Raw genomic sequence first — 26,471 nt, 5'->3', positions numbered from 1 at the left:
CGCCTACCTGCGCTCGGCGATGTTCATGCCTGCCATGTCAGCGATCCGCTGCGATCCTTATGTGAAGGCTTTTTACGACGTGCTAGTCGGTCGCGGAAAACGAAAAATGCAGGCCATCTGTGCGGTTATGCGCAAATACCTGACAGGTTTGTGGGCCTGCATACGCGCTGGAGAGGATTTCGATACGGCCAAGCTTTTCAGCGAAAAACATCTGCTAAAAGCTTGACCGTGAACAGAGTATCTACAGGGGTTCTTCGCAGACTAACGACTGGTTTTGATGCCCTCGATTGGGCAATTCTTTAGCTCTAACGATTGGATGGAAACAATGAAACGTCTGGAAGGAAAAAGCGCCCTGATTACCGGTTCCGCCAGAGGAATAGGCAGGACGTTCGCGCAAGCCTATATCCGCGAAGGCGCCAAGGTCGCGATCGCCGACATCAACCTGGAACGCGCGCAAGCCACCGCGGCAGAGTTGGGCCCCAATGCCTATGCGGTCGAGATGGACGTGACCAATCAGCAATCCATCGACGCTGCCATCGCCACGGTGATCGCCACCGCTGGCAAGCTCGACATCCTGATCAACAACGCGGCGCTGTTTGATCTCGCACCCATTACAGAGATTTCCCGGGACAGCTACGATCGGCTGTTCTCGATCAACGTTTCCGGCACCCTGTTCACACTGCAGGCCGCGGCCAAGCAGATGATCCGCCAGGGTCACGGCGGCAAGATCATCAATATGGCCAGCCAGGCCGGTCGGCGCGGTGAAGCGCTGGTCACGGTGTATTGCGCGACCAAAGCGGCGGTGATCAGCCTCACGCAATCGGCCGGTCTCAATCTCATTCCCCATCACATCAACGTGAACGCCATCGCGCCGGGGGTGGTGGACGGCGAGCATTGGGACGGCGTCGATGCGCTGTTTGCCCGCTATGAAAACCGGCCGCTCGGGGAAAAGAAAAGGCTGGCGGGTGAGGAAGTCCCGTACGGGCGCATGGGCACGGCGGATGACCTTGTCGGCATGGCGATTTTCCTGGCATCGGCCGAAAGCGATTACATCGTGGCGCAGACCTATAACGTCGATGGCGGTAACTGGATGAGCTGACTGGCCCCGATTACAGGGCCAGCCAATGCCTCAAAGGCGAAACCGATCCACCGACTGCGAGAGCTGTCCGGCCAGGCTGGACAGTTCATCGGTGGTCGAGGCGGTCTGATTGATGACCTTGCTGTTGCCTTCGGACATGCCGGCAATCATTTCCACCTGATGTGCGATTTCGTTACTGGCCAGGCTCTGCTCGCCGATCGTGCGGCTGATGTCATTGACCAGCTCTGTGGTACTGAGCGTGGCCTGGAGGATTTCGCGGATGGCGCGCTCGACGTCGGCGGTCACCGCCATGCCCTTGTCGACCTGTGCGACGCCCGCCTCCATGCTGCTGACGGCTTCACGGGTGCTTTGCTGGATGCGCGCGACCATGGCAGCGATTTCCTGCGTCGAGGCGCTGGTGCGGCCCGCCAGGCTGCGTACTTCATCGGCGACGACGGCGAAACCACGGCCCTGCTCACCGGCACGGGCGGCCTCGATGGCGGCGTTAAGCGCCAACAGGTTGGTTTGATCGGCGATGCCCTTGATCACCTGAATGATGCTGAAAATCCCCTCGGACTCCTTGTCCAGGGTGCGGATCACCTGGGCCGACTGCTGCGCCGAACGGGCAATCCCGTCCATGTCGCTGACCACTTGATGAATCACCCGACCGCCGTCCTTGGCCAGTTCCTCGGCCTGATTGGCCATGTTCAGCGCACGCTCGGCATGCCGGGTGATTTCTTCGATGCTCGCGGTCATTTCGCTGGCCGCCGCGGCCATGGTGCTGGCGGCAACGCTTTGCTGCTGGCTGCTGCCCGCGACCTGATGGCAACCGCTGCTCAATTGCTGGCTCATGCCACTCACGCCGTGGGCGTTGCTGCGAACCACTTCGATCATGCCGCGCAGGTCACGCTGCATGGTCGCCAGGCTGCGAATCAAGGTGCTGGCTTCGTCCTTGCGGGTGGGTTCGACGATAGGCTCGCTCAGGTTGCCATGGGCGATGCTGTCGGCAATCCGGCTGGCGGTTTGCAACGGCCCCATGATGCTCAGGATGACCGAGCGTCCCAGGGCGAGCAGCAGCAACAAGCTGGCAATGAGTACGGTGCCGAGGGTGAAGTTGGCACTGCTGATGGTTTGCCGAGTGCCCGTGCTGGTCTGTTGGGTGTTGGTTTCGATCAGCTCACTGAGGGTGGCCATCTGGTTTTCCAGTTGGCTGAACGCGTTATTGAACGTGCCCAGTTGCTGTTGCGCGGAATCCGGATCATCCAGCGCCAGCCCGACAATGCGCTCGGCGGCACTGATGTACGTATCGAGGCTTGGCTTGATCTTGTCCAGCGCGGCCTTGAGGGTGTCGTTGACCGGCAGCTTGAGGTTGTCACCGAGCATCTCGCGAAAATGCGCGGCATGCTCATTGAGTGAACTGCGCACCTCAGCCTTGCTGCTGGGGCTCTTGCCCAACCCAACCAGCATCGCCGACAGCACATCGGCGCGCAGTGCATCGTGCATCATGTCGGCTTCGAGGTGGTTGCGCAGCGCGGTCATGCTGACCTCGTTGTCACTCACCGCTTCAGACATCCGGGTATTGCCCACATAGCTGACCAGACTCACGATCAGGGCGGTGAGCAAGCCAGTGCCGATCAACAAGATCAAACGTAATTTTATGGACACTCGATGGTTCCCCTGTCGGCAGGTGCGTGGTCGGCTAATTGCCTACTGTTGGGGTTATCGACTGTTCCAACCGGTTACTTAGGTTTATTTCCACGCAAGCCGATTTTTGCGACCTACGGTATGCGCGGGCTCAATGCCCGCGAATGTAGTGCTCAAGTTGCCGAATCAAATCGGCCTGCTCGACGATGGCTTCCTTGACCAGATCACCGATCGACAGCAGCCCGATCAATTCGCCCCCCTCCAGCACCGGCAGATGGCGCAAATGGCTGTCGGTCATGACCTCCATGCAGCGTTCGATACTCTGCAGGCTGTCGGCGGTCACCACCGGCGCGCTCATGATCTCGCGCACCGGCGTGCCGACCGAAGAACGCCCCTGTAGCACTACCTTACGCGCATAGTCGCGCTCGCTGATCACGCCGACCACCTGCCCTGCTTCGATCACGGGCAGCGCGCCGACGTTCTTCTCGGCCATCATTTTCAGGGCGTCGAGGACCATTTGGTCCGGTGCGATGCTGTGCACCTGCTGGTTTTGCACGACCTTCAGTTTCAGCAACTGTGCGGCTGTTTTCATCAACGTTCTCCGATACGGTTCAGCGCGGCGCTCAAGCCGCCGCGACTTCCACGACGCCGGCGTTCAAGCGCACCGGCCACACCCGCAGGCGCTGCTCCGGGTACTCCAGGCAGCTGCCGTCTTCAAGACGGAAATGCTGCTTGTAGATCGGCGACGCCACCACCAGATCACCCTTGAGACTGCCGATCAAGCCGCGGCCAATCACGTTCGCGCCGGATTGCGGATCATGGTTATCGATGGCGTAGAGGGTGCGGCCTTCGGCTTGTGGCAGGTAGAACAGCGCCACCTGGGCGCCGTCGAGCCAGACGACAACGCCGGAGTTGCTGACCAGATCCTGTTGGCTGCACACCGCCTGCCAGGCTTGGCCATTGGCCGCGGTGGCAAGGGCATCGACACGCTGGGTATTGGACTGGCTCATCAGGCATTCTCCTCGGTGACAGGGATAAGGTTGAGTTCGGCGGCCATGATCGGCCGGCGTTGACCGCGCTCCTGAACAAAATGGATGTCCGGATCCGGGCGCTGATCGTTGACGAAGGTGCGGAAGCGCTTGAGTTTTTCCGGGTCTTTGAGGGCATTGGCCCATTCGCATTCGTAGCGGTTGACCACCAGTTGCATCTGCGATTCGAGCTCTTCACCAAGCCCCAGGCTGTCGTTGATGATCACGTCCTTGAGGTAATCCAGGCCGCCCTCCAGGCTTTCGCGCCAGACCGAGGTGCGTTGCAATTTATCGGCGGTGCGGATGTAGAACATCAGGAAGCGGTCGATGTAACGGATCAGGGTTGCATCGTCCAAGTCAGTGGCGAACAGCTCGGCATGGCGCGGGCGCATGCCGCCGTTGCCGGCCACATAGAGGTTCCAGCCGTTCTCGGTGGCGATCACGCCCACGTCTTTGCTCTGCGCCTCGGCACATTCACGGGTGCAGCCAGAAACGGCGAACTTGAGCTTGTGCGGCGAACGCAGGCCTTTGTAGCGATCTTCGAGGGTAAGGGCCATTTTCACGCTGTCCTGCACGCCGTAACGGCACCAGGTGCTGCCCACGCAAGACTTCACGGTACGGGTCGATTTGCCGTAGGCGTGCCCGGTTTCGAAGCCGGCCTCGATCAGCTCGGACCAAATGTCCGGCAACTGATGCAACTGCGCGCCGAACAGGTCGATGCGCTGGCCGCCAGTGATCTTGGTGTAGAGGTCGTATTTCTTCGCCACCACGCCGATCGCGATCAGTTTGTCGGCAGTGATCTCACCACCAGCAATGCGCGGCACGACCGAATAGGTGCCGTTCTTCTGCATGTTGGCCATGAAGGTATCGTTGGTGTCCTGCAACGGCACCAGCGAGGCGTCCATGATCGGCTGGTTCCAGCACGAGGCGAGGATCGAGCCCACTGCAGGTTTGCACACGTCGCAACCGGTGTGTCCGCGGCCGTGCTTGGCCAGCAGTTCTTCGAAAGTGATCACCCCTTCTACCCGCACCAGCGCATAAAGCTCTTGGCGGGTGTAGGCGAAGTGTTCGCACAGGCTCTTGTCGACACTGACGCCACGGGCAATCAGTTCATGCTCGAAGACTTGCTTGAGCAGCCCCGCGCAACCGCCGCAACCGGTGCAAGCCTTGGTCTGCGACTTGAGCAGGCCCAGGTCGGTGCAGCCGCCGTCGATGGCCGAGCAGATCGAGCCCTTGGTGACGTTGTGGCACGAGCACACCGTTGCCGACTCGGGCAACGCGCCCGGGCCCAGGGTTGGTGCGCCGGCGGACGATGGCAGAATCAGGCTGGCCGGTTCCGACGGCAAGGCAATGCCGTTCTGCATGTATTGCAGCAAGGTGTCGTAATAGCTGTTGTCGCCGACCAACACCGCACCGAGCACACGCTTGCTGTCGGCATCCACCACCAGGCGGCGGTAGCTGGCCGTCGCTTCATCGATGAACTGATAACTGCGCGCACCCGGTGTCTGGGCGTGAGCGTCACCGATGGAACCAACGTCAACACCGAGCAGTTTGAGCTTGGTCGACATGTCGGCGCCCTGGAACGGCTCGGCGGCTTGATCGCACAGCAGCGACGCGACGCCACGGGCCATCTGGTAACCGGGGGCGACCAGGCCGAAGAGGCTGCCATTCCAGGCGGCACACTCGCCGATGGCGTAGATGTGCGGATCGCTGGTCAGGCACTGGTCGTCGATCACCACACCACCACGCGGACCGATGTCCAGCGCGCATTGGCGGGCCAGCGCGTCTTGCGCGCGGATGCCGGCGGAGAACACGATCAGGTCGGCTTCGAGAAATTCGTCGGTGGCAAAGTTCATCCGGTAGCGGTACTGCTCGCCGGCACTGATCGACTGCGTGCCACGGGACAAGTGCACACCCACGCCGAGCCGCTCGATTTGCGCCTTCAGCGCCAGGCCGCCCTGCTCGTCCAGTTGCACCGGCATCAGGCGCGGGGCGAATTCCACCACATGGGCTTCCAGGCCCAGGCTTTTCAGGGCATTGGCGGCTTCCAGACCGAGCAGGCCACCGCCGACCACCACGCCACGCCGGGCATTGGCCGCCGCCGCACGAATCGCATCGAGGTCTTCAAGGGTGCGATACACCAGGCGCGAGTCGCCTTCGGCGCCTTCGATGGGCGGCACGAAGGGATAGGAGCCAGTCGCGAGAATCAGTTTGTCGTAAGCGACACAACCTTGTGCGGTGATCACCTGGCGCCGGGCGCGGTCGATTTCCAGTACCGGCACGCCCAGATGCAAGGTGACGCCCGGTGTCTGATACAGGGAGGCTTCGCCCAGGGCCAGCGACTCGGCATCGCGACCGCCGAAATACTCGGACAGATGCACACGGTCGTAGGCACGCATCGGCTCTTCGCTGAAGACATGCAGCCGGTAGTGGTCGAGGGCGCCGCGCTCGATGAGCTGCTCGACACAATGATGTCCGACCATGCCATTGCCGATCACGATCAGCGTTTGCAGTTTGTTCAATGCGGCAACATTGGAATTCATAGTAAGCACCCAGCCAAAGCCAATCACGGTTAAAAAAGCAAAAAAAAAACGCCTGAAACCTCTCGGTTTCAGGCGTCTTTGCCTGTTCTTCGCGGTGTTCGACCTGGCGCCTTCGCCTGATCCACCGATGTTGCCCACGACCTGCTCGGCCGGTCGATCTTCGTTGATCGACGGGGCGGCCCACTGCGTGGACCTTTGATCGATGTAATGCAGCGATTGTGCCAGTTGCGGATCGACGTTTTCGAAACGCCGTTTCAGTGAGGTCTTATCGGGGTTTGACGTGGTTTCCCTTCAGGGTGATCGAAGATCGGATGATTCGGTTTTTGCCTTGGCATAGTGCAGGCCATGCGCGACGAGCTTCATAAAAGTGCGTTTGCGCGTCTGATCTTCCGGTGTTGCGGTGGTATTGGCCTGCCCTCACCTGATAGCCTGAGCCCCCTTGCCTGCATGTCTCTGATGGATCATCGGCGCGCGAAGACGCCGCGATGATCACTTCACCCCCATTCAATCAAGACAACGGTGACTCTCTTGATCAGCAGCACCCCCACATTTGCCCGCGATATCGACGGCAAAGCCATCTCTGCCAAGGTCCTCGACGAGGTCCGGGAAGAAGTTCTGGCCCTGGCCGGCCAACAGATCTACCCCGCTCTGGCGGTCCTGTTGGTCGGCGACGACCCGGCCAGCCATGTGTATGTGCGCAATAAACTGCTGCGCGCCAAGGAAGTTGGTATCCGCTCTCTTGAATACCGTCTGCCGGAAACCGCCAGCCAGACCCAGGTTCTGGAGCTGATTGCACAACTCAACGCCGACCCCACGGTAAACGGCATCCTGGTGCAACTGCCCTTGCCGGCTCCTATCGATGAACAGGCCGTGATTCATGCCATCGACCCGATCAAGGACGTGGACGGTTTTCATCGGGAAAACGTTGGCGGGCTGGTACAAGGCATCGAAGTGCTGACTCCGTGCACGCCCAGCGGCTGTATGCGTCTGTTGCACGAAACCTGCGGTGATGACTTGAGTGGTTTGCACGCGGTGGTCATCGGCCGTTCGAACATTGTCGGCAAGCCGATGGCGACCTTGCTGCTGCAAGCCAACTGCTCGGTCAGCGTGGTGCACTCGCGCAGCGTCGATGCCCCGGCGCTGTGTCGCCTGGCGGATATCGTGGTCGCGGCGGTGGGCCGGCCAGCGTTGATCGACGCCAGTTGGCTCAAACCCGGTGCGGTGGTGATCGATGTCGGCATCAACCGCATCACAGACGAGTCCGGCAACCGTTTGGTGGGCGATGTCGACTACGCCAGCGCCCGCACCGTCGCCAGCGCGATCACCCCGGTTCCCGGTGGCGTCGGGCCGATGACCATCGCCTATCTGTTGAAGAACACGTTGATCGCCAGCCGGTTGCAACGCGCGGCACAGGCTCGCGGGCAGCAGCCCGAAGACGACCTGGCGTTGAACTGAGCACAACGCACACGGCCCACCTGAGTGTGGGCCGTGTCGGTTTTGCACATCCTCTTGTTTATTTCCCCGCGTGCAACACCTGCGTTTGCGGCATCGCCGAAGAGTGGTGGTTGAGAATCTTCCACTGTCCGCCCACCTGCTCATAAACGAAGGTGTAGCGCGCCTGCACCTGGCGGGTCTTGCCATCGGCTTCGGTCAACGTAAAGGTGTAGACGCCACTGTCCATGGCCACGTTGGCGCCTAATGGGCGAATCTCACGGAAGTTGATCAAGCCCACCGGCTTGAGCGCCATGAAGTGATCGAAGTAGTCCTTGATCTGTGCCGGCGTGGTGCGCACCTGATTGGAAACCGTCGGTTGCAGCACCGCGTTCGGCGCATACAGGTCGACCACGCTCTGAACATTGCCACTCTTCAACGCGCTGTTCCAATGGTCAAACAGGGCGGCGATTTCACGATCCTTCGCGTTGGTCGGTTGCTGCGCCACGCTGCTGTAAACGTAAGGCACCGCTTCCAATGCCTGAGCCAACGGGGCGGTCAGGGTCAGGGCGAACAACAGGGCGATGGTTGAGGTCTTGAATTTCATTGCGCTATTCCAATGATGGTCGATGGGCGCACTGTGCCGCCCGGAACGCGACCCGCCATCGGCCAACCGGAGCCATTTGCCTATGCCATTCGGCAGATAGCGCCCTGCCCCGCTAACAAGGTTTAATGACGCCCCTGCCCGAACGGGCGTGCCCGCGCCGGAACCTGCCCATGCAAAACCCTGATCATGACCCCGGTAGCGCCCTGGCCATTCGCACTCAATATCGGCAGTCGCAAAGTCGCGCCGCGCGGCTGCGGTTGCTGGTGGATACCGGCCAGGAGCTGACCCAACTGGCTCCCGAGGCCATGCGCCAACGGGTGTTGCAACGGGCCTGCGCCTTCCTGGCGATGGACCATGCCCTACTGCTGGAATGGGACATGGATGCGCAGGTCAGAACCACCGCCAGTCAAGGCAGCAGTGATCGTTTGCACAGCCTCGAACACCTCGCCGACACCACGATGTGCGCACCGCAATGGCAGGAGCAGCCGAGCGCGGATCTGCCTAATGTGTTGCGGGTGCCTTTACGCGGTGGCGATGGTGCCGCCTTCGGTGCGTTGGTGCTGGCCAACAGCGTCAGCATCAGTGCACCGGACACCGAAGACCTCGAATCCCTGCAATTGCTCGCCACCCTGCTGGCCGCCCACCTGGAAAACCAGCGCTTGCTCGACGCATTAGTGACCCGCGAGCGCACCATGTCCGATCTGGTCCATAGACTGTTCCGGGCACAGGAAGACGAACGCAAACGCATGGCCTACGACCTGCACGACGGCCTGGCACAAACCCTCGCCGGGCTGCATCAGCGCCTGCAAGGTTTTGCCGGTCGCTGCCCGCCATTGCCCGATGAACTTGGTGCGGACTTACAGACGATTCTTGCACTGGCCCAGCATTGCGTCGGTGAAGGCCGGCAATTGATCCGTGGCCTGCGTCCGACGGTGCTCGACGACTTTGGCTTGCTGAAAGCGGTCGACAAAGAGGCCGATCGCCTGCGCGAGGCGGGGATCAAAGTGAACTGGAATGCGCGTTGCGAAGCACGTTTGCCCAGCCAGGTGGAGATCGCCCTGTTCAGGATCGCCCAGGAAGGCATCAACAATATTCTCAAACATGCGCAGGCCAGCCACGTCGTGCTGGCGCTGCAACTGCATGAAGGACAAGCCTCGCTGCGGGTGGACGATAACGGCCAGGGCTTTGCCATGGAACAACCCCTCGACACCTGCGGTGCCCGGCACCTGGGGCTTGCCGCGATGCAGGAACGCGCGAGCCTGCTGGGCGGCGAATTCACCTGCATCAGCCATGCGCACGGCGGAACTCAACTGCGCGCCACCGTCCCCTCTGGCCTGAATGGAACCCCTCAATGACTGACGCTATACGACTGGTGGTCGCGGACGATCATGAAGTCACGCGCACCGGCTTCGTCTCGTTGCTCGCCGGCCTGACGCAATTCGAAGTGGTCGGCCAGGCGTGCAATGGCCAGCAAGCACTGGACTTATGTGAACGCCTTTTGCCCGACATCGTCATTCTCGACATCCGCATGCCGGTGCTCAACGGGCTGGGCGCGGCACGCCTGCTTCAAGAGCGCCTGCCGAGCCTGAAAGTGATGATGTTCACCATGGACGACAGCCCCGATCACCTTGAAGCCGCCATGAACGCCGGCGCTGTGGGCTATCTGCTCAAGGATGCCAGCCGTAATGAAGTGATCGACGCCTTGCAACGTGTCGCCGCCGGCGAGCAGGCCCTCAACAGTTCAGTCAGCGCGCAGTTGCTGCGCCGTCTGACCGAGCGCAACGCCAGCGGCGCCGCCCCCGTAACCCTGACCCCACGGGAACGCCAGGTGCTGGGGCTGGTGGCCAGCGGCATGAGCAACCGTGAAATCGGCGCAAAACTCGGCATCACCACCGGCACGGCCAAAGCCCACGTGGAACGGGTCATCGGCAAACTCGGCGCCGCCGACCGCACCCAGGCCGCTGTGCGTGGCATTGCGCTGGGTCTGGTGAGCCAGTCATGAAAGCGTCAAACGCCCGCCGCTGGGCCGACCTGCCGTTACGCGGCAAAGCCCTCGTGGTGATTTCCCTGCCGTTGGTGATTCTGTTGCTCTCGCTGGTGCTGATCTACACCACCGAACGGCAGACCGCGCGCGCGGAAGAAGACGTGCGCCGCGTGCTGCTGGTGCAAGGCGATATTCAGGCGGTGCACACCCTGCTCGCCGAGGCCGCCGCCAGCGTGCGCGGCTACCTGCTGACCCATCGCGAGGATTTCCTGCCGGGTTACCGGCAAGCCAAGCCCTTGATCGAATCGGCCCTGCAACGACTCGACCGCAACGTTCGCGATCAGCGGGTGCGCAAACATCTGGAGGCGATCACGCCGCTGATCGACACCAAGGTCGAAGGTCTGGTTGAACTGCTCGATGATCGCAACGCAACCCCAGAGTCGATCACCACGATCCTGATCAACAACAAACATGTCCTCGACGAACTACGCGAACGCATCAGCGCCATGCGCACGCTTGAGGACACCCTGCTGGCCGAGCGCACCGCAGCGGCGGCCTCCACTCGACAGCGCCTGTTGTTCTCCACCTTGTTGGCCGCCGTTTGCGGGTTGTTCGGCGCCATTGTCGCGGTGCTGTTTCTGTCCAAAGGCATCGTCGCCCGGGTGCAGCAGGTTCAGGGCAACGCCCAACGGCTGGCACTCGGTCAGCCGTTATTACCGCAACCGCCGGAGAACGATGAGATCGGTCAATTGGGCACGCGCCTGGTCGAGGCCGGGCTGTTACTGGCCGAACGTGAACGAGCCTTGCGCGACAACGAAGAACGCTTGCGGCTGATCATCGACGGGGTGAAGGACTACGGTATTTTCGCCCTCGACACACGCGGCTTCGTCACCAGTTGGAATGCCGGCGCCGAACGAATCAAGGGCTATACCGAACAGGAGATCGTCGGCCAGCATTTCTCGGTGTTTTATCTGCCGCAAGAATGTCCGCAGCATCCCGACATGGCGCTGCGCGAGGCCACACGCAATGGTCATTACATGGAAGAGGCCTGGCGTTGCCGCAAGGATGGCAGCCGCTTCTGGGCCAGTGTGGTGATTACCGCGCAGTACGACAGCAGTGGCGCCCTGCGCGGGTTCTCCAAGATCACCCGCGACATCACCGATCGCCGTGTTGCCGAGATCGCGCTAAGTACTGCGCGGGAAGAAGCGGAGCGCGCCAGCCGCGCCAAAAGCGAGTTTCTGTCGCGCATGAGCCACGAACTGCGTACCCCGCTCAACTCGATTCTCGGCTTCGCGCAACTGCTGGATATGGATTCGCCCAAAGGGCAGCGGGCGCAGATCGGTCACATCCTGCGGGCCGGGCAACACCTGCTGACCCTGATCAACGAAGTGCTGGACATCGCCAAGATCGAAGCCGGGCGGCTGCCACTCAACGTTGAAGCCGTGCCCCTGGCGGTGGTGCTGCAAGAAGCCCTGACGCTGGTGTCGCCCATGGCCTGCGACGCCGGCATTCAACTGGTCGAACTGCCGATGCTGGCCGCCGACAGCGGGATTGTCGCCGATCGGCAACGGCTGGTTCAGGTGCTGCTGAACCTGTTGTCCAACGCGATCAAATACAACCGACCCCAGGGTCAGGTGCACATTGAAGTCAGGGTTCATCAACAACGAATTGCGGTATCGGTCTGCGATACCGGCAAGGGCATTGCAGCTGATCGGCAGGACCAACTGTTCAAGCCGTTCGAGCGCCTGGAGACCGACCCGAACGTGGAAGGCACGGGCCTCGGCCTGGCGTTGAGCAAGAGTCTGCTGGAAATGATGAACGGCAGCCTGACCGGCAAAAGCCAGCCCGGCAACGGCTCCAGTTTCACCCTGGAACTGCCCTTCGAGCGATTGCCGTCAACCACTGAACCACCTGCGGCACTGATCAGCCCGCCAACCGCAACGCCCGCCCTCGCCGCCCCCGATTACCAGGGCAAAGTGCTGTGCATCGAAGACAATCTGTCGAGCCTGGCCCTGATCGAAACCCTGCTGCAACGACGGCCACACATCCAGTTGCTCTCAAGCATGCAGGGGCAAATGGGCCTGGACCTGGCCCGGCAACATGCGCCGCAGCTGATTTTGCTGGATGTGGCACTGCCGGATCTTGATGGTTTCAACGTTCTGCAGCGCTTGCGTCTGTCCTCCAGCACCCGCGCCACGCCCGTGCTGATGATTACCGCCGATGCCAGCGACCGCACGCACCAGGCCTTGCTGGAAGCAGGAGCGACCGCGGTGCTGACCAAGCCGATTCATATTCCTTCATTCCTCGCCCACCTTGACCAGCACCTACCGGAGCCCGTGTGAACACCGACCTGCGTATTCTGATCATCGACGACCAACGACCCAACCTCGATTTGATGGAGCAGTTGCTGGTCCGCGAAGGCCTGACCAATGTACTGAGCAGCACCCAGCCGCTGCGAACCCTGGACCTGTTCAACAGCTTCGAGCCGGACCTGGTGATTCTCGACCTGCACATGCCGGAGTTCGACGGCTTTGCCGTGCTCGAACAGCTCAACCGGCGCATTCCAGCCGGCGAATACCTGCCGATCCTCGTGCTCACCGCCGACGCCACCCGCGATACCCGCCTGCGCGCGCTGGCCCTGGGCGCCAAAGACTTCATCAGCAAGCCATTGGACGCCCTGGAAACCATGCTGCGGGTCTGGAACCTGCTAGAGACCCGCGCACTGTATAAAGCCCTGCGCACGCTGGTCCCTGCGGATCAAATCGAGTTGCTGCGTCAGTTAAGGCCGCAACCAGTTAGCTGATTGCAGGGGCGGAATCACTGACGATTTGCCGCTGAAAGCCAGGTTGCGTGGCTGGCTCGGCGTCCTCACGGCTGGCGGCTGCAGAAAGCCCAGCAAGGCCCGCTGCGTGTCATGCCAGGCCGTGGGGTGTTCCATGTCGAGGAAATGCCCGGTGTTCTCGATGGTCTGAAACTGAGCCTTGGGGGTGTGCGCCGCAAACAGACGCGCGTCTTCCACCGAGGTGTACTCATCCCATTCACCGTTGATAAACAGCAGCGGGACTTCGATGGCATCGGCACAGGACACGTAGCAGTGAGTGTCCTGGGTCAACACTTCATTGACGTGAAAATGCATCTGCCGGTATTCGTGTTCGTCCAGGCTGCTGACATGGCGTTCATTGAAACGTTTGAACAGCGACGGCAGATGCTTGCCGATCGTGCTGTTGATCAAACGCCCGACATTGCGCCGATCGCAGGCATGGAGAAAGTGCCGCCCGCTCTCCAGATACTCACGCATCGGCGTGTTGATCCGCGCGGCGAATGAACTGATCACCGCCTTTTCGATCAGGCGCGGCCGCTGGGCCAGCGCTACCAAGGTCGCCGCACCGCCCCAAGAAAAGGACAGCACGTGCTGGGCGCGAAAGTGCTCGATCAACTCCAGCAGGATTGCAGCCTCGTCTTCCTTGCGGATCGGCTGGTCATGCAGGTTGTGTTGTTTCGATTGACCGGCGTAGGGCTGATCGTAGAGGACCACATTGAAGCGTGGCCGCAGGTAACGCACCGTTTGCGCAAAGGATGCGGTCGTTGCCAGCGAGCCATTGACCAGAATGATCGTCTTGTCAGCAGCGGCGTTGAGATAGTGCTCGGTATAAACCTTGTACTTCTTACCAATCTCGACGATGGCAGTTTTCGGCATCATTTCATTCTATTCCTTGAACAAATTGGACCAGACACAGAGCGTGATCGACCGTCCGGCTTCCTCCGGGCAAGCCTGACAGCACAAACCAGCGACAACGGTACAAGGGCGCTGAGATGAACGCCATGACCAATGAGTCACAACCCGACCAGCGGTTTCCAGTTAAGCAGGAATTCTTCCGTGTGCAAGCTCACAAGCTCGAAAGTGTCTGCCCAGACGCTTCGCCGGCATCAGCCTATGCTTGTTGATTGCCCCACCCTTTTCATCTGCCCAACAAGGAGTTGAAAAATGTCGCTGACGCTTTACTACCACCCGCTGTCGTCGTACTGCCACAAAGTGCTCATCGCGCTCTACGAAAACGGCATCGGGTTCGACAGAAGAATCATCGATCTCACGGACGCCGTCGACCGCACAGAGCTTCAGGCATTGTGGCCAATCGGAAAATTCCCGGTACTTCGCGATCATGCTCGTCAACGTAACCTGCCGGAGTCCAGCGTCATCATCGAGTACCTGGATCGCCTGTATCCAGGTGAACAGCGCCTGGTTCCGGATGATTGGGAGACCGCGCTGGAGGTGCGCTTATGGGACCGGTTTTTCGACAATTATCTACAAACACCGGTCCAACGGATTGTCAGTGATCGACTACACGCGACCAACGGTGATTTGACCAGGGAACGGGCCGCGCTTGCGACGGCGTACAGCATGCTCGAGCGCCGGATGGCGTCCAGAATCTGGGTGGCCAGCCCGGACTTTAGCCTGGCCGATTGTGCCGCCGCCCCGGCGCTGTTCTATGCCTGCACACTGGTGCCGTTCCCCGAGGACTACCAGCACTTGAGCGCCTATTTCGACCGGTTGATACAGCGACCGTCATTCCTGCAGGTGATCGACGAAGCCAGGCCCTGGTTTTCGTTTTATCCGTTTGCGGATCGCCTTGCACAACGGTTTCGTGAGGCGCCGGATAATGCATGACCAGTCATTGGCCGCAATGCGATCTGTAGACAACCCGGCGTTTGCGATGTTGCTGGAGGGATTCGCAAGGCTGTGCGGGAGGGATGGGGGTCGTAGGAACTGCCCCTGCGACCGGCGGTTTACCGTTGCGCCAACTCATGCCGGATGCATTGCTCGTAATACGTTTGCTTGATGCCGGCAGGCTTGAGATGTGAAGGGCTGTTATAGGTTTGCTCCGTGATGCCCATGGCCGTCATGCGCATCCACGGCCGGGGAAACTTGCGCGATTGCAGCTTCTTGCGTGCTCCGTAAAGCGTAAGCCCGGAAAGTTTCGAGGCTTGCGCGCCCTCGGCTATTTCCGAGCCCCAGCTGCATACATAGCGAGAGTTCTTGCTCAGTTCCTTTGCCTGGGCTCCAAACGAGATAGCCACCAGGGCAAACGCTGCAGTCATCCATACCAAAGTTCGCATATCGCCAATGCCTAACCTGCTGAAAAGAAAGCGAGTTTGACAACGAACCGAAGATTTGGGGGCCAGCAGTTTGCCTCATTTCATGGTTGATTCTCTTTGCCAGGCCCGATGCAAAAGATCGATGACTTCCTGGTCCGACGTCTGAGTAAAGTCCGTATACCAATGGCCGATCGATACCAGCCAATCAGGGGTGAGCGGGCAAATCAGCTCGTCCACTTCGTCACGCAGCGCCTCTGCCGTTTCCATGGGGGCCACCGGCACGGCAACGACGATGCGTGATGGTGCTTGCAGGCGCACGGCCTGTATCGCGGCCATCATCGTGGCCCCTGTCGCCAGGCCGTCGTCGATCAGAATCACCACCTGATCCTTGAGTGCCAAAGGCTCGCGGGATGCCCGGAATAGCTGCTCGCGACGCAACATTTCCTGCGTTTCCTTCGCCACCACAGCGTCGAGCGTACGCTGGTCGATGCCGTTAGCCCGCAGCGCATCGTCATTGACGATTTGAATGCCACCGCTGGCGATAGCGCCCATGGCGAATTCCTGGTGGGACGGCACGCCCAGCTTGCGAACCAGCATCAGGTCGAGGCGAACCTCCAGGGCCGTGGCCACTTCATAGGCGACCGGCACGCCGCCACGGGGCAAGGCGAGGACGATGACATCGGCTCTTTTAGCGTATTTAAGCAACGGTTCCACCAGGCTTCGGCCAGCATCAACCCGGTCATGCAAGATGGTTTGCAATGAAGGACTGTGATTCATCTGAAAACCTCCCTGGGGCGGGAGCCCCAAAACGGGCAAGTCAATTTCGCCGAAGATACTCGCGACTACACCGCCAAAACGCTGCAAGGCACCTGATACAGAATATGTTCGGTCGTGCTGCCGAGCAGCTTCTCCAGGCTGCCGTATTGCGTTCTACCCATCACGATCACATCTATCTGGTGTTCGTGGGCGAACTCACTCAGCGCCGACACCGGATGCCCCGTGATGAAATGCCGGCATTCAGGGGGCACGCCGAACCGGGCGGCCAACTTGAGGAATGAGGTTTCCAGGTCCTTGCGCAATTCCCGGGTAAGCTCCGATAGCGTCAGGCCACCGCCCAGATCCGCCAGAAAAGCGGCCGGAATGTCACACGCGAACAGCAGATGCAACTCGGCATTGCATTGCAGCGCAAGGGCAGACGCCTGCAGGATGATCCGATCATTGAGTTCGCTGTTCGAAGGCTCGGTATCGACAACATCAACCGCGGCCACCACTTTCTGCGGCAAGGCATGGCTTTCGGCACCCACCAGATAGACTGGCACCGGACAATGGCGCAACAAACGCCAGTCCAGCGGCGTAAAGAACGCGCGCTTGAGCACGGGCTCATGCTGGACTTGCTTGATCAACAGATCGGGGTGCATTTCCGTGACGTGATCAAGGATGTCCTGGCGCATGTTGTCGGCCCAGGCGACCTCGGTTGTCACCTCGATCCCCCTGCCCTGCATTTTTTCCGCCTGTTCCTTGAGCCAGTCGCGGTGTTCCTGCAGGTAGCTCGCCCGAGCCACTTTCCGGTCGCCTTCTTCGAGCAACGACAGAATGTCCAACGAGGGGATCAGCGCAGCAATATGCAAACTCGCCCCACTGGCCTTGGCCACGGCTGCGGCATGGTTGAGCGCGGGAGACTGGCGCAGGAGCGGGTTGATGATCAGTAATAACCGTTGATACTGGCTCATGATCTGACTCCGGACAGCGATGGTGTTTTCGCCAGGCCAACAACCCGGCTTCAGCCCAGACTCCCCCCTTAAAGTCTCTTGGGCCTTGATTTATATCAATCCCCTGTGGGCGTCATTGAAGGTGCCCACTTGGGAAAGAATAGTTCACAACGGTGTTGTGCATCTGGTGCCGGGCTCGTGTGGCGAGGGGGTTTGTATGTGACTCGAAAATGGGTCACCCAGTCCCAAGAACAAACAACTCCAACATGGCCTCGACAGCATGCACCCGCAAAGACTGACCCTGCACAATGAGTTGCACGCGCGCCCTTCGCTGTATTTCGACGAGCCCGCCCACGTGTTTCATCTGGCGTTTCTGGCTAATGACGGGCAATGCGACACCCTGCTGAGTCGTTGCTGCCCCGGCCCCGTCGACCCGGATGCGGCCCAGGGCATCACCCGGCTGGAGGGGCATGCCTTGAAGTGGGAGCGACACGCGGAGTTCCTGACGCTGACACTGGTGGTGCCCTCTTCCAGTCAGGAGCCTGACTGGAGCCAGCCCCCCAAGACCTTGATGGACCGCGTCGAACCCTTCATGCAGCACGTGATCAACGCCGTGCAGATTGTGGTGCGCAACGATGCGTCGTTTTCCGGCGATCTGTCGGCTTATGGATTCAAAGACCCTTGCGGCTCATGCATCGGCGGTGGCGATGCGACAGTCTGGAGCGATTTTCGCCTGAGCGAGGACGGCACCAACCGTTTCCTGTTCGTCAACAAGCGCCTGAATGCCTATCGCCAAGGCCGGATGATCCGCCGTCTGCTGGAAATCGAAACCTACCGCATGATGGCGTCGCTTTCCCTTACCACCGCGAAAACCTTGAGCGCTCAGCTCAACGTCTTCGATAAGACATTGGTCAACCTTTCGGAACGTAACGCCGGCCCCGATACCGACAATGCGAAAGCGTTGTTGACTGATATCGCCAGTCTGTCGGCGCAAGTGGTCAGCAGCACCGCGAAAACCCGACACCGCTTCAGCGCCACCCAAGCGTATGCCCAGCTGGTTTTCGAGCGTTTGGGCGAACTCAGGGAAACTCACGTGGGCGATTGCCAGCGACTGGGGATCTTCATCGAAAGACGCTTCAAACCCACCGTCAGGTACTGTGACGTCACCGAACAACGCCTGGAGCAACTGGCCAAGAGCGTGGCCAACCTCGGGGATCTGCTGCAGGCGCGGGTGCAGGTTGAAATGGAAGAACAGAACTCGGAAATCCTGAGCAGCCTGAACGCTCGCGCCGATACCCAAATAAAAATCCAGCGCGCGGTCGAAGGCTTGTCGATTATCGCCATCACCTATTATTTGCTGAGCCTGTTCAAGCTGTTCTACTCGGGCCTGCACACCCTGGGCGCAGACATTTCCGCGCGGGACGCCATGCTGGCCATGACCCCGCTCGCGCTGTGCATCCTGCTGTTTATTTTGATCAGGATCAGAAAGGCCAAAGAACACTGATCAATCGGTTGGCGGCGTTCAAGGCTTGCGCAACAGGTAGGTATCCATGATCCACCCGTTGGCCAACCGCGCCGCCTTGCGCACCCGCTCAATTTCATCGGCCACGTCTTTGAGCTTGCCGCTGATCAGGATTTCATCCGGCGTCCCCAGATAGGCCCCCCAGTAAATGTCTGTCTCCTGATCAGCCACGTGATGGTAGGCATCTTGCGCATCCAGCATCACCACCAGGCTGTCGGCATCGCTTACCTGGCCGGCCGCCAGTCGTCGACCGGTGGTGATTTCAACTGAGCGACCGATGCTGTTCAGCGGCACTTTATGTTGCGCCGCCAACGCCTGCACGCTGGTGATGCCGGGGATCACCTCGAATTCGAACAGACAACGACCGGACGCCAGAATCGCCTGCAGAATGCGAATGGTGCTGTCGTACAACGCCGGATCGCCCCACACCAGAAAACCGGCGCACTGGACGTCGGTCATTTCCTCATCGATCAGCCGCTCGAACGTCTGCTGCTTGGCACGGTTCAGGTCTTCGACGCTGGCGTTGTAGTCCACATCCCCGCGCTCACGCTCCGGGCTGTGGGCTTCAACGAAGCGGTAGTCGCGATCGGTGATGTAGCGCTCGCAGATCTCGCGACGCAGGTCGATCAGTTTGTCTTTGCTCTGGCCCTTGTCCATGAGGAAAAACACGTCGACCCGGTTCAAAGCTTTCACCGCCTGCATCGTGATGTAGTCGGGGTTGCCGGCGCCGACACCGATGACCAGAAGTTTTTTCATCACAGCACTCCTTCGGGGTCCATGCCCGTCAAGCGTAACCGCCAGCGACCGTTGAACCGCAATTCGATGGCCGACAGCGGTTCGACGTCGATCTGGTTGAACGCCGTGCCCTGCAACACCTGCATCAGCGCGGCGCGAATGACAAACGGATGGGTGATGGCAACGATATGCTCCGGTGTCGCCTCAAGGGTCTTCAGCCACGCGGCTACCCGCTCACCGAGCTGCGCCACCGATTCTCCGCCGTGGGGCGCCGACGTCGAGTCGTTGAGCCAGGTCTGAAGCGTCTCGGGTTCGGATGTTTGCAGGTCGTCGATCGACGTGCCCTTCCAGCGTCCGAAATCGCAATCCCCCAGTGCCGTGACAATCTCCACGTTGTCGCCAAACAGCTCAGCGGTTTGCCGGGTCCGCAGTTCAGGGCCGCAGAGTAAACGTGGTGCTCGCTTGAACTGACGACAGCGCGAGCCCTTCGCCGATTGCCAATCCATTTCCACTGGTTCATTCGTAGGAAAACGCGCCAGTTTCTGTGCAACGGTTCGAGCGTGGCAAATCAGGGTCAAGCGGGTTGCCTGCACGAAGGTTCTCTCTGTCGATGGGATAAAAGATGGCACGATGCCGCGAACGATCGGTTCATTGTGCCGCAAGAAGCTCCCTCTGGGTGCCTTCCTCGTAGCAGCTACGACATTGGTGTCACAGCGTCCATTTTATCCCCGGGCAGGGTCGATATCTCACACCACTATGGGCGATGTCCTACAACGCCTGTCTGCATCCACGCAGCCCCGCACGCACGGCGGTTTCGCCCCATTTTAGTGCTTTCAAAATCCGCACAAAAATTCACTAGACATGTAGCACACGTTACATAAATACTAATTTAGCGATTTATGAAATGAAACCGACATACCCATCCAGCAGGAGCCCGGATGCCCCCTCTCAGAGACCTGATCACCGAGCCCGGCCTGGACTTCACGCCGTCGGAACGCAAAGTCATACGTGCCTTGCTGGACCAGTACCCGCGTAACGGACTGGGCCCGATGTCACGCTTGGCCGAACATGCCGGTGTCAGCGATCCGACCATCGTGCGGCTGATAAAAAAGCTTGGCTTCAGCGGTTACGCCGATTTTCAGGAAGCCTTGCTCAGTGACATGGATCACCGCCTGCGCTCCCCCAGCACCCTGCTGCAACCCCGCGCCCAACTCAAGAAAGATGACCCCTGGAGTCACTATCTGGCGGACAGCCAACGGGCACTGGTAGAAACCCAGGCGCTGACCCAGCCCGAAGATGTGCGGATTCTGGTGGAGTGGCTGCTCGACACCCGCCACCAGGTCCACTGCTTTGGCGGTCGCTTCAGCAGTTTCCTCGCCAACTATTTGCTCAATCACCTGCGCCTGTTGCGGCCCGGCTGTTTCGCCCTGGAAGACAACTCGCAATTGCCGGACCGTTTATTCGACTTGCAACGCCAGGACGTGGTGCTGGTGTTCGACTACCGGCGCTATCAGTCTCAGGCCCTGCGGGTCGCCAATGCGGCAAAAAACCGACATGCGCGCGTCGTGCTGTTCACCGACATCTACGCATCACCGCTGCGGGAAATAGCCGACCTGATCATCAGCGCACCGGTGGAATCGGCGTCGGCCTTCGACTCGATAGTGCCGGCGCTGGCCCAGGTTGAAGCACTGATTGCCTGCCTGACCCTGCGCAGCCCCGATCTGGCCGATCGCCTGGAAGGCATCGATGCCCTGCGAGCCGACTTCGACACTCACCTGCTGGAGGATAAATAAGGATGTTCATGCTCCCCCACCATTCGCCCCGGGACTTGCCATTTGCCGCCGACCACACCGCGCTGTTACTGGTGGACATGCAACGTGCCTGGCTCGAACCGCAGTTCGACCCACACCTCAACGAGCCGGATGCCGGCTACTTCCTGACCCGCGCCCGCACGCAGGTGGTGCCCAATCAACGCAGGCTGCTCAATGCCTTTCGCAGCGCCCGGCAAAACGTGTTGCACACACTCATCGAAAGCCTCACCGCCGATGGCCGCGATCGTTCGCTGGATCACAAACTCTCGGACATGCACCTGCCCAAGGGCAGCCCGCAAGCGCAAATCATCGAAGAGCTGACGCCGACCGAAAACGAAATCGTGCTACCGAAGACCTCTTCCGGGGTGTTCAACTCCACCAGCATCGACTACGTGCTGCGCAACCTTGAAACCCGCCACCTGATCATCGCCGGCATCGTCACCGACCAATGCGTCGACATGGCCGTGCGCGACGCCGCCGACCGTGGGTATCTGGTAACGCTGGTCGAAGATGCCTGCGCCACCTACACCGAGCAACGACATCACGCCTGCCTGAACGCCATCAAGGGCTACTGCTGGATCACCGACACCCAGACGGTGCTTGGCCGGTTGCAGGAGATCCAGCCATGAGCGAACGCCTGTCACCACTGCCCATGACCACCATTGTCACCACCGACCTGATCGGTGTGACACGCGGCCGTTCCTTCCCCACCGACGAACTCGATGCCTATCAAGCGGCCGGTTGCGGCTGGGTGCCGGCCAATAGCGCCCTGACCCCGCAAGACATCATCGCCTCCAGCAACCCTTGGGGCGCATATGGGGATTTACGGCTGATTCCAGACTTGAGCAGCCGGGTGACCGTCAACAACGGCCCGGATGCCACTGCTCCGGCGCTCGACTTCATTCACGGCGACATTCGCGAAACCGATGGCCGTCCGTGGGGCGCCTGCCCTCGTACGCTGTTGCGCAATGAGGTGGAGCGCTATCGCGATGAGTTGGGGTTGCAGGTCAACGCCGCGTTCGAACACGAATTCAACCTCGACAGCGGCGCGGCGGAGCACCTGGCGTTCTCTCTGGAAGCCCAGCGCCAGGGCGCCGGGTTCGGCGGCTGGCTGCTCAGTGCACTGCGAGCCGGCGGCGTCGAGCCGGAAATGTTCCTGCCGGAATACGGCAAGCACCAGTACGAAATCACCTGCCGCCCGGCCCTTGGTGTCGCTGCCGCAGACCGCGCGGTGAACGTGCGCGAGATCACCCGTGAGATCGCCCGGCAAATGGGCCTCAACCTGAGTTTCGCCCCCAAGACGGCCGAGCATGCCGTGTGCAACGGCGTGCATTTGCACGTGAGCCTGCAAGACATGGCCGGCCAACCGGTGATGTATGACGCCGGCACCGCCAACGGCCTGTCGACCCTCAGCCAGCATTGGGCCGCCGGCGTTCTGCATTACTTGCCGGCGCTCTGCGCCTTCACTGCGCCGACACCGGTTTCCTACCAACGCTTGCAGCCCCATCACTGGAGCGCTTCCTACGCCTGCCTCGGCCAACGCAACCGCGAAGCGGCGCTGCGGATTTGCCCGACCGTCAGCCTGGGCGGCAAATCCGTGGCGATGCAGTACAACCTGGAATTTCGCGCCATGGACGCCACCGCCTCACCGCACCTGGCCATGGCTGCATTGCTGATCGCCGGACGCCTGGGTATCGAGCAGCGCCTGGCGTTGAACGCGATCACCGATGAAATCCCTGACTCCCTGAACGAAGAGCAACGCCAGGCCCGCGGCATCGTCGCCCTGCCTTCGTCGCTGTCCCGGGCACTGGATTGCCTGCGCAACAGCGAGGCGCTGATCGAAGCCCTGCCGAGCGCGTTACTGGACACCTACTTCGCCCTGAAAACCGAGGAACTGACGCTGACGGAACAGCTCTCGCCCGCCGACCTCTGTGAGCACTATGCGCGCCTGTACTGAATCCGCCGAACTGGGCCTCTACACCCGGCCTGCCTACACCCTGAGCCGGGAAGCTTCCGAGCACCCGCTGATTCTGGTGTGTGAACACGCCAGTCGTTTTATCCCGGACGGGTTAAACGACCTGGGCCTGAGCGACGAGGCCGCCCGCGAACACATCGCCTGGGACATCGGCGCCCTGGCGCTGGCCGAGGGTTTGGCCGAAGCACTGGGCGCGACCCTGTTGGCGGCCAACTATTCGCGGCTGTTGATTGATCTCAACCGCCCGCGCCACGCGCCGGACAGCATTGCGTTGCAGAGCGAGATTTATCAGGTGCCGGGCAATCGCGATCTGGATGAGGCTACCCGTGAATACCGCCGGCACTGCCTGTTCAAACCGTTTCATGCACGCTTGCAAACCTTGATCGACGCCCGTGTGGAGCAAAATAAACCGGTTCGAGTGGTGGGGATTCACAGTTTCACGCCGATATATTACGGCCAGCCACGATCGCTGGAAGTCGGCGTGTTGTACGGGCAGGCCAGGGAGTACGCCCAGCAGGTGATCGACGGGTTGAGCCGGCATCCATTGAAAGTCGCCGGTAATCAGCCGTACAAAGTCGATCCGCTGGTTGACATGACCGTGCCGGTTCACGGCGATGCACGCGGGCTGGACTCGGTGCTGATCGAGGTGCGCAACGATCTGCTGCGCACCCCCGAGGACGTCAGTCGCTGGACCGACTATCTGGCGCCACTGCTATAGCAACAGCTTCAAACTCGCAGCGTGCAGCTGCTTTCATATCAAGGAGAACGGCTTCATGGACATTGAAGAATTCGGCTACAGGCAAGAGTTGAAACGTAGCCTGTCACTGACCGACCTGGTGGTGTACGGGATGATCTTCATGATCCCCATCGCACCGTTCGGCGTGTATGGTTACGTCAACGCCGAAGCCCCCGGCATGGTGCCGCTGGCCTACATCATCGGCATGGTGGCGATGCTGTTCACCGCCCTCAGTTACGGCAGCATGGCCCGGGCCTTTCCGGTGGCGGGCTCGGTGTATTCCTACGCACAACGAGGCCTCAACCAACATGTCGGGTTTATCGCCGGCTGGCTGATGCTGCTCGATTACCTGCTGATTCCACCGCTGCTCTACGTGTACGCAGCAATGGCGCTGAATCATTTGTACCCGGATATCCCGAAAGTCGGCTTCATCCTGGCCTTTCTGGTCAGCGCCACCTTCGTCAACCTGCGGGGCATCACCTTCACCGCGCGGATGAACATCCTCTTCCTGCTGGCGCAACTGGTGGTGCTGGGGATCTTCCTGTTCTACGCCTGGAATGCCTTGCACAGTGGCGGTGGCAACGGTCAGCTGACCCTGGCGCCGCTGTACAACCCCGAAACCTTCGACTTCGCCCTGCTGATGCAAGCAGTGTCGATTGCGGTGCTGTCGTTCCTCGGTTTCGATGCGATTTCCACCCTCGCCGAAGAGATCAAGGGCGACCCGGGCCGCAGCGTCGGCAAGGCTGCTCTGATCACGTTGCTGGTGATGGGTGTGATCTTCGTCGTGCAGACCTGGATTGCCACCGACCTGGCCGCCGGCCTGGGCTTCAAGTCCGCCGACACCGCGTTCTATGAAATCGCCGAAATCGCCGCTGGTAGCTGGCTGGCCACCCTGACCGCCGTGGCCACCGCGCTGGCCTGGGGTGTGGCCGTCGCCATCACCTCCCAAGCGGCGGTTTCGCGACTGCTGTTCGGCATGGCCCGAGACGGCAAACTGCCAAAAGTGCTGGCCAAAGTGCACCCGAAACACAACACACCGTACTTGAGCATTTATCTGGTGGCGGTGCTGTCGCTGGTGATCTGCTACCTGTTCATCAACTCGGTAGACACCCTCACCTCCCTGGTGAACTTCGGCGCCCTGAGCGGCTTCATGCTGCTGCACCTGACCGTGATCAACTACTACTGGCGTCGGCAGAAGTCCGGCCAGGTGATCCGTCACCTGATCTGCCCGGTCATCGGCTTCATCATCGTCGCGGCCATCATGTACAACATGGGCGTCGATGCACAGAAACTCGGCCTGATCTGGATTGCCCTGGGCCTGGTCTATCTGTTCTTCCTCAACAAACTGGGTGCCAGCACCGCACTGCCCGACCCAAGCAACGGCTGACAAGAAAAAGAGCAACGTCTGACATGAATTCAGGCGACTGCCGATTTTACGCGTGGAAACCGACAGTGATAGTCAGGTTCGGTGCAAGCCGCCGAACCCTTTGATACAGGAGTATGTCCATGCTGGTCTTACGTCCAGTCGAGTTAACCGACCTGCCCCAGTTACAGCAGCTGGCGCGCGACAGTCTGGTGGGGGTCACGTCCTTGCCGGACGACACCGAACGCCTGAGGGAGAAAATTCTCGATTCCTGTGCTTCGTTCGAAAAAGACGTCCAGGGCCAAGGCCCGGAGAACTATTTCTTCGTGCTGGAAAACCAGACGACTCGCCGTCTGGTCGGCTGCTCGGAAGTGCTCGCCACCGCCGGGTTCGGCGAGCCGTTCTACAGTTTGCGCAACCGCCATTTCACCAGCGCCTCACGGGAGCTGAACATCGAGCATGGGGTGCCGGCGTTGTCGTTGTGCCAAGACCTCAGCGGTCACTCTTTGCTACGCGGTTTCCATATCGACTCGGCACTGGAGCGCACGCCATTTTCCGAGTTGCTGTCCCGGGCGCGGCTGCTGTTCATTGCCGCCCACCCGACGCGTTTTGCCGAAGCGGTGATCACCGAGATCGTCGGTTACAGCGACGAACAGGGGCAATCGCCGTTCTGGGACGCGCTGGGCAAGCATTTCTTCGATTTGCCTTACGTCGAGGCCGAGCGGCTTTGCGGCCTGCAGAGCCGGACATTCCTCGCTGAATTGATGCCGCAATACCCGATCTACGTGCCGATGCTGTCGCAGGCTGCGCAAGATTGCATCGGCCGGATCCACCCCGATGGCCAAGAGGCCTTCGACATTCTGGAACGCGAAGGCTTCGAGACCAACAGCTACATCGACCTGTTCGACGGCGGCCCGACGCTGTACGCCCGCACCTCAAGCATTCGTTCCATCGCCCAGAGCCAGTCCGGCACGGTGCAAACGGGCTCGCCCATCGACGCCCGTGGCAGTTACCTGGTGAGCAACGATTCGTTGAAGGGCTACCGCGCCATCGTCGCCGAGCTGGACTACTGCGCCGGGCAACCTATCGCCTTGAGCGCCGAGATGTGCGCGGCCTTGAACGTGACCGACGCCAGTGCGATCCGGCTGATCGCCCTGTGAGCGGCAACCGGCCCCGAGCCCAACGACAGCGCCCGAGCAGGCGCGAAGAAG

General features: G+C 60.6%; 25 protein-coding genes and 2 pseudogenes. 15 read left to right on the top strand and 12 right to left on the bottom strand.

Annotated elements, in window-relative coordinates; genetic code table 11:
* Both AC1D2Q_RS29020 and AC1D2Q_RS29015 read left to right on the top strand, forming a co-directional pair.
* A pseudogene (locus tag AC1D2Q_RS29020) lies at window positions 1-226 on the top strand (IS110 family transposase); the annotation flags it as partial.
* A gap of 99 nt (window positions 227-325) precedes the next feature.
* Complete coding sequence (locus AC1D2Q_RS29015; protein WP_477815476.1) at window positions 326-1,099, top strand: L-iditol 2-dehydrogenase; 774 nt, start codon at window positions 326-328, stop codon at window positions 1,097-1,099.
* Window positions 1,100-1,129: 30 nt separating this feature from the next.
* On the opposite strand, the gene AC1D2Q_RS29010 is transcribed toward AC1D2Q_RS29015, so the two are convergent.
* From AC1D2Q_RS29010 to nirB, 5 genes and pseudogenes are all read right to left on the bottom strand, one after another.
* Complete coding sequence (locus AC1D2Q_RS29010; RefSeq protein WP_419554982.1) at window positions 1,130-1,855, bottom strand: methyl-accepting chemotaxis protein; 726 nt, start codon at window positions 1,853-1,855, stop codon at window positions 1,130-1,132.
* Between the two features lie 132 nt (window positions 1,856-1,987).
* A pseudogene (locus AC1D2Q_RS29005) lies at window positions 1,988-2,743 on the bottom strand (MCP four helix bundle domain-containing protein); the annotation flags it as partial.
* Between the two features lie 130 nt (window positions 2,744-2,873).
* Window positions 2,874-3,314 (bottom strand): CBS domain-containing protein, encoded by a 441-nt coding sequence (locus tag AC1D2Q_RS29000; RefSeq protein WP_028940686.1) that lies wholly within the window; start codon window positions 3,312-3,314, stop codon window positions 2,874-2,876.
* Window positions 3,315-3,345: 31 nt separating this feature from the next.
* The gene (nirD, locus tag AC1D2Q_RS28995) at window positions 3,346-3,732 is read right to left on the bottom strand and encodes a nitrite reductase small subunit NirD (RefSeq protein WP_477815475.1); all 387 of its coding nucleotides are present in this window, start codon (window positions 3,730-3,732) and stop codon (window positions 3,346-3,348) included.
* Complete coding sequence (gene nirB / locus AC1D2Q_RS28990) at window positions 3,732-6,293, bottom strand: nitrite reductase large subunit NirB (protein WP_477815474.1); 2,562 nt, start codon at window positions 6,291-6,293, stop codon at window positions 3,732-3,734. Before nirB ends, nirD begins: the two co-directional genes overlap by 1 nt.
* Window positions 6,294-6,821: 528 nt before the next feature.
* Here nirB and AC1D2Q_RS28985 point away from each other — a divergent pair.
* Window positions 6,822-7,748 carry a bifunctional 5,10-methylenetetrahydrofolate dehydrogenase/5,10-methenyltetrahydrofolate cyclohydrolase gene (locus AC1D2Q_RS28985; protein WP_477815473.1) on the top strand — a complete coding sequence of 309 codons (927 nt, stop codon included), beginning with the start codon at window positions 6,822-6,824 and terminating at the stop codon, window positions 7,746-7,748.
* Between the two features lie 58 nt (window positions 7,749-7,806).
* Here AC1D2Q_RS28985 and AC1D2Q_RS28980 read toward each other — a convergent pair whose 3' ends face one another.
* The gene (locus AC1D2Q_RS28980) at window positions 7,807-8,331 is read right to left on the bottom strand and encodes an SgcJ/EcaC family oxidoreductase (RefSeq protein WP_477815472.1); all 525 of its coding nucleotides are present in this window, start codon (window positions 8,329-8,331) and stop codon (window positions 7,807-7,809) included.
* A 170-nt stretch (window positions 8,332-8,501) separates the two neighbouring features.
* Here AC1D2Q_RS28980 and AC1D2Q_RS28975 point away from each other — a divergent pair, with 170 nt between their 5' ends.
* From AC1D2Q_RS28975 to AC1D2Q_RS28960, 4 genes are read left to right on the top strand one after another with little or no spacing between them, the layout of a single operon-like run.
* Complete coding sequence (locus AC1D2Q_RS28975; RefSeq protein WP_477815471.1) at window positions 8,502-9,686, top strand: sensor histidine kinase; 1,185 nt, start codon at window positions 8,502-8,504, stop codon at window positions 9,684-9,686.
* Window positions 9,683-10,333: a response regulator gene (locus tag AC1D2Q_RS28970; RefSeq protein ID WP_477815470.1), complete on the top strand. Its 651-nt coding sequence runs from the start codon at window positions 9,683-9,685 to the stop codon at window positions 10,331-10,333. The genes AC1D2Q_RS28975 and AC1D2Q_RS28970 overlap by 4 nt, the downstream gene beginning before the upstream one ends.
* Complete coding sequence (locus AC1D2Q_RS28965; protein ID WP_477815469.1) at window positions 10,330-12,657, top strand: ATP-binding protein; 2,328 nt, start codon at window positions 10,330-10,332, stop codon at window positions 12,655-12,657. Before AC1D2Q_RS28970 ends, AC1D2Q_RS28965 begins: the two co-directional genes overlap by 4 nt.
* A complete protein-coding gene (locus AC1D2Q_RS28960) occupies window positions 12,654-13,118 on the top strand; it encodes a response regulator (RefSeq protein ID WP_018928998.1) in 465 nt (154 codons plus the stop codon). The genes AC1D2Q_RS28965 and AC1D2Q_RS28960 overlap by 4 nt, the downstream gene beginning before the upstream one ends.
* Here AC1D2Q_RS28960 and AC1D2Q_RS28955 read toward each other — a convergent pair.
* On the bottom strand, window positions 13,095-14,015 hold the full coding sequence (locus AC1D2Q_RS28955; protein ID WP_477815468.1) for an alpha/beta fold hydrolase: 921 nt from the start codon (window positions 14,013-14,015) through the stop codon (window positions 13,095-13,097). The two genes, AC1D2Q_RS28960 and AC1D2Q_RS28955, sit on opposite strands and share 24 nt — an antisense overlap.
* 285 nt (window positions 14,016-14,300) lie before the next feature.
* On the opposite strand from AC1D2Q_RS28955, the gene AC1D2Q_RS28950 reads away from it, so the two are divergent.
* Complete coding sequence (locus AC1D2Q_RS28950) at window positions 14,301-14,981, top strand: glutathione S-transferase family protein (protein WP_477815467.1); 681 nt, start codon at window positions 14,301-14,303, stop codon at window positions 14,979-14,981.
* A gap of 119 nt (window positions 14,982-15,100) precedes the next feature.
* Here AC1D2Q_RS28950 and AC1D2Q_RS28945 read toward each other — a convergent pair whose 3' ends face one another.
* The 3 genes from AC1D2Q_RS28945 to AC1D2Q_RS28935 form a co-directional block, all read right to left on the bottom strand.
* Window positions 15,101-15,430 carry a hypothetical protein gene (locus AC1D2Q_RS28945; protein WP_477815466.1) on the bottom strand — a complete coding sequence of 110 codons (330 nt, stop codon included), beginning with the start codon at window positions 15,428-15,430 and terminating at the stop codon, window positions 15,101-15,103.
* Window positions 15,431-15,505: 75 nt separating this feature from the next.
* Window positions 15,506-16,186, bottom strand: a complete 681-nt coding sequence (locus AC1D2Q_RS28940; protein ID WP_477815465.1) for a phosphoribosyltransferase — start codon at window positions 16,184-16,186, stop codon at window positions 15,506-15,508.
* Window positions 16,187-16,251: 65 nt separating this feature from the next.
* Window positions 16,252-17,139 (bottom strand): universal stress protein, encoded by an 888-nt coding sequence (locus tag AC1D2Q_RS28935; protein ID WP_477815464.1) that lies wholly within the window; start codon window positions 17,137-17,139, stop codon window positions 16,252-16,254.
* Between the two features lie 259 nt (window positions 17,140-17,398).
* Between AC1D2Q_RS28935 and AC1D2Q_RS28930 the strand changes: the two genes are divergently transcribed.
* Window positions 17,399-18,622 carry a DUF3422 domain-containing protein gene (locus AC1D2Q_RS28930; RefSeq protein WP_477815463.1) on the top strand — a complete coding sequence of 408 codons (1,224 nt, stop codon included), beginning with the start codon at window positions 17,399-17,401 and terminating at the stop codon, window positions 18,620-18,622.
* Between the two features lie 18 nt (window positions 18,623-18,640).
* Here the strand turns inward: AC1D2Q_RS28930 and cobF are convergent, their stop codons facing one another.
* Both cobF and AC1D2Q_RS28920 read right to left on the bottom strand, forming a co-directional pair.
* The gene (gene cobF / locus AC1D2Q_RS28925) at window positions 18,641-19,396 is read right to left on the bottom strand and encodes a precorrin-6A synthase (deacetylating) (protein ID WP_477815462.1); all 756 of its coding nucleotides are present in this window, start codon (window positions 19,394-19,396) and stop codon (window positions 18,641-18,643) included.
* A complete protein-coding gene (locus tag AC1D2Q_RS28920; protein ID WP_477815461.1) occupies window positions 19,396-19,968 on the bottom strand; it encodes a histidine phosphatase family protein in 573 nt (190 codons plus the stop codon). Before AC1D2Q_RS28920 ends, cobF begins: the two co-directional genes overlap by 1 nt.
* A gap of 345 nt (window positions 19,969-20,313) precedes the next feature.
* On the opposite strand from AC1D2Q_RS28920, the gene AC1D2Q_RS28915 reads away from it, so the two are divergent.
* From AC1D2Q_RS28915 to AC1D2Q_RS28890, 6 genes are all read left to right on the top strand, one after another.
* A complete protein-coding gene (locus AC1D2Q_RS28915; RefSeq protein ID WP_477815460.1) occupies window positions 20,314-21,168 on the top strand; it encodes a MurR/RpiR family transcriptional regulator in 855 nt (284 codons plus the stop codon).
* 2 nt (window positions 21,169-21,170) lie between these two features.
* Window positions 21,171-21,815 carry a cysteine hydrolase family protein gene (locus AC1D2Q_RS28910; protein WP_477815459.1) on the top strand — a complete coding sequence of 215 codons (645 nt, stop codon included), beginning with the start codon at window positions 21,171-21,173 and terminating at the stop codon, window positions 21,813-21,815.
* Window positions 21,812-23,143: a type I glutamate--ammonia ligase gene (locus AC1D2Q_RS28905; RefSeq protein ID WP_477815458.1), complete on the top strand. Its 1,332-nt coding sequence runs from the start codon at window positions 21,812-21,814 to the stop codon at window positions 23,141-23,143. The genes AC1D2Q_RS28910 and AC1D2Q_RS28905 overlap by 4 nt, the downstream gene beginning before the upstream one ends.
* Window positions 23,127-23,879, top strand: a complete 753-nt coding sequence (locus AC1D2Q_RS28900; protein WP_477815457.1) for an N-formylglutamate amidohydrolase — start codon at window positions 23,127-23,129, stop codon at window positions 23,877-23,879. Before AC1D2Q_RS28905 ends, AC1D2Q_RS28900 begins: the two co-directional genes overlap by 17 nt.
* A 55-nt stretch (window positions 23,880-23,934) precedes the next feature.
* Window positions 23,935-25,284, top strand: a complete 1,350-nt coding sequence (locus AC1D2Q_RS28895) for an APC family permease (RefSeq protein WP_477815456.1) — start codon at window positions 23,935-23,937, stop codon at window positions 25,282-25,284.
* 119 nt (window positions 25,285-25,403) lie between these two features.
* The gene (locus AC1D2Q_RS28890; protein WP_477815455.1) at window positions 25,404-26,420 is read left to right on the top strand and encodes an arginine N-succinyltransferase; all 1,017 of its coding nucleotides are present in this window, start codon (window positions 25,404-25,406) and stop codon (window positions 26,418-26,420) included.
* Window positions 26,421-26,471 lie beyond the last annotated feature (51 nt).

The sequence above is a fragment of the Pseudomonas sp. P1_A1 genome (assembly GCF_056406935.1).
The sequence above is the reverse complement of the archived record's forward strand: the minus strand, read 5'-3'. Positions and strand labels throughout refer to the sequence as shown.

Bases quoted from the DNA above. Each gene is read 5' to 3' on its own strand.
- AC1D2Q_RS29015 (WP_477815476.1), top strand. From the start codon at position 326: ATGAAACGTCTGGAAGGAAAAAGCGCCCTGATTACCGGTTCCGCCAGA.
- AC1D2Q_RS29010 (WP_419554982.1), bottom strand. From the start codon at position 1,855: ATGGCCGCGGCGGCCAGCGAAATGACCGCGAGCATCGAAGAAATCACC.
- AC1D2Q_RS29000 (WP_028940686.1), bottom strand. From the start codon at position 3,314: ATGAAAACAGCCGCACAGTTGCTGAAACTGAAGGTCGTGCAAAACCAG.
- nirD (WP_477815475.1), bottom strand. From the start codon at position 3,732: ATGAGCCAGTCCAATACCCAGCGTGTCGATGCCCTTGCCACCGCGGCC.
- nirB (WP_477815474.1), bottom strand. From the start codon at position 6,293: ATGAATTCCAATGTTGCCGCATTGAACAAACTGCAAACGCTGATCGTG.
- AC1D2Q_RS28980 (WP_477815472.1), bottom strand. From the start codon at position 8,331: ATGAAATTCAAGACCTCAACCATCGCCCTGTTGTTCGCCCTGACCCTG.
- AC1D2Q_RS28975 (WP_477815471.1), top strand. From the start codon at position 8,502: ATGCAAAACCCTGATCATGACCCCGGTAGCGCCCTGGCCATTCGCACT.
- AC1D2Q_RS28970 (WP_477815470.1), top strand. From the start codon at position 9,683: ATGACTGACGCTATACGACTGGTGGTCGCGGACGATCATGAAGTCACG.
- AC1D2Q_RS28965 (WP_477815469.1), top strand. From the start codon at position 10,330: ATGAAAGCGTCAAACGCCCGCCGCTGGGCCGACCTGCCGTTACGCGGC.
- AC1D2Q_RS28955 (WP_477815468.1), bottom strand. From the start codon at position 14,015: ATGATGCCGAAAACTGCCATCGTCGAGATTGGTAAGAAGTACAAGGTT.
- AC1D2Q_RS28950 (WP_477815467.1), top strand. From the start codon at position 14,301: ATGTCGCTGACGCTTTACTACCACCCGCTGTCGTCGTACTGCCACAAA.
- AC1D2Q_RS28945 (WP_477815466.1), bottom strand. From the start codon at position 15,430: ATGCGAACTTTGGTATGGATGACTGCAGCGTTTGCCCTGGTGGCTATC.
- AC1D2Q_RS28940 (WP_477815465.1), bottom strand. From the start codon at position 16,186: ATGAATCACAGTCCTTCATTGCAAACCATCTTGCATGACCGGGTTGAT.
- AC1D2Q_RS28935 (WP_477815464.1), bottom strand. From the start codon at position 17,139: ATGAGCCAGTATCAACGGTTATTACTGATCATCAACCCGCTCCTGCGC.
- AC1D2Q_RS28930 (WP_477815463.1), top strand. From the start codon at position 17,399: ATGCACCCGCAAAGACTGACCCTGCACAATGAGTTGCACGCGCGCCCT.
- cobF (WP_477815462.1), bottom strand. From the start codon at position 19,396: ATGAAAAAACTTCTGGTCATCGGTGTCGGCGCCGGCAACCCCGACTAC.
- AC1D2Q_RS28915 (WP_477815460.1), top strand. From the start codon at position 20,314: ATGCCCCCTCTCAGAGACCTGATCACCGAGCCCGGCCTGGACTTCACG.
- AC1D2Q_RS28910 (WP_477815459.1), top strand. From the start codon at position 21,171: ATGTTCATGCTCCCCCACCATTCGCCCCGGGACTTGCCATTTGCCGCC.
- AC1D2Q_RS28905 (WP_477815458.1), top strand. From the start codon at position 21,812: ATGAGCGAACGCCTGTCACCACTGCCCATGACCACCATTGTCACCACC.
- AC1D2Q_RS28900 (WP_477815457.1), top strand. From the start codon at position 23,127: ATGCGCGCCTGTACTGAATCCGCCGAACTGGGCCTCTACACCCGGCCT.
- AC1D2Q_RS28895 (WP_477815456.1), top strand. From the start codon at position 23,935: ATGGACATTGAAGAATTCGGCTACAGGCAAGAGTTGAAACGTAGCCTG.
- AC1D2Q_RS28890 (WP_477815455.1), top strand. From the start codon at position 25,404: ATGCTGGTCTTACGTCCAGTCGAGTTAACCGACCTGCCCCAGTTACAG.